This is a genomic window from Kitasatospora sp. NPDC059747, from assembly GCF_042732955.1.
GTDB lineage: Bacteria > Actinomycetota > Actinomycetes > Streptomycetales > Streptomycetaceae > Kitasatospora.
Genome location: NZ_JBHWGV010000017.1, coordinates 58,342 through 59,724, shown reverse-complemented (window position 1 = coordinate 59,724; position 1,383 = coordinate 58,342). Strand labels below are relative to the sequence as shown.

The window sequence follows — 1,383 nt, the reverse complement described above, 5'->3', positions numbered from 1 at the left end:
TGTGGGGCCCCCCCGCCCCCCCCCCCCTGCCCCCCCCTCCAACCACCCCCCCCCCCCATCCACAGGCTGTGGACGGGGGGCCGGTTCTGCTGTCGCCGGGCGTCAGTGCGTCTCGGTGACCTTGGCCAGCGCGCGCGGGGCGTCCGGGTCCTGGCCGCGGGCGATGGTGACCTCGTAGGCCAGCAGCTGCAGCGGCAGGATCTCCAGGATCGGCTGCACCTCCTCGGGCACGCCGGCCGGCAGCGCGAAGCCCGCCGAGGCGGCGTCCACCTGCGCCTGCTGGCCGACGACGACCAGGTCCGCGCCGCGGCCGCGCAGGCGGTCCAGCACCGGCTGCAGGGCCTCGCCGCCCTTGCCGTCCGGGACGATCGCGATGACCGGCGAGACGTTGTCCACCATGGCCAGCGGGCCGTGCAGGAGGTCGGCGCCGGAGAACGGGGAGGCCGGGATGTAGGTAGTCTCCATGAGCTTCAGCGCCGCCTCGCGGGCGGTCGGGTAGCCGTAGCCGCGCGAGGTGATGACCAGGCGCTGGGCGAAGCGGTAGCGCTCGGCCAGGGCCTTCACCTCGGCCTGGCGGGCCAGGACGCCGGCGGCCAGCGCCGGCAGCTCCTTGGCGGCCGAGCCGTCGCCCCCGCGCAGGCCCTCGACCAGCAGGTACAGCGCCAGCAGCTCGGCGGTGTAGGTCTTGGTCGCGGGCAGCGCCTTCTCCGGGCCGGCCAGCACGTCGATGTGGAACTCGGAGACCTCGGCCAGCGGCGAGGCGGCGTTGTTGGTGACGGCGAGCGTGATCGCGCCGGCCTCGCGGGCGGCCTTGGTGGAGGCCACCAGGTCCGGCGAGCCGCCGGACTGGCTGACCGTGATCACCAGGCAGTCGGTGAGGTCCGGCGTGGCGCCGTAGGCGGTGGTGGTGGACATCGAGGTCAGGCCGGCCGGCTTGCCGAGCAGGATCTCGATCAGGTACTTGGCGTACAGCGCCGCGTTGTCGGACGTGCCGCGCGCGGTCAGCAGGACGAAGCGCGGGTTGCGGGCGGCGATCTCGGCCGCGACCTCGCGGATCTTCGGGGCGCCCTCGTCGAGGATGCGCTGGAGGACGGCCGGCTGCTCGGCCATCTCCGCCGCCATGATCCGGCCGGGGACGGAAACAGTCTGCGTGTCGGACATCTGGATGTGCCTCCGATGAGTGGTTCGACCCCGCTCGGGCCTGACTGCCCGGCGGGGACCTCTACGGCGGCGAGTCCGCACACTCGCTGCGGTGATTCCTGCCGCAATCCTACGGGGGCGGGGGGCCCCCACCGCCCCCCCCGCCCCCGCCCGCCGGGCGGCCCCGCCGGCGGCACGGGGGGTTTTTACAAGGTCGAGTGCCCCCGCCGCGGGCAGTGGTTG

The 1,383-nt window shown here is 74.6% G+C and carries 1 protein-coding gene; it reads right to left on the bottom strand.

Features of this window, described 5'->3' with window-relative positions; all coding sequences use genetic code 11:
- Positions 1–102 precede the first annotated feature (102 nt).
- Positions 103–1,161, bottom strand: coding sequence for an SIS domain-containing protein (locus ACFV4G_RS10305; RefSeq protein ID WP_380438538.1), 1,059 nt, complete (start codon positions 1,159–1,161; stop codon positions 103–105).
- Between the last annotated feature and the right edge of the window lie 222 nt (positions 1,162–1,383).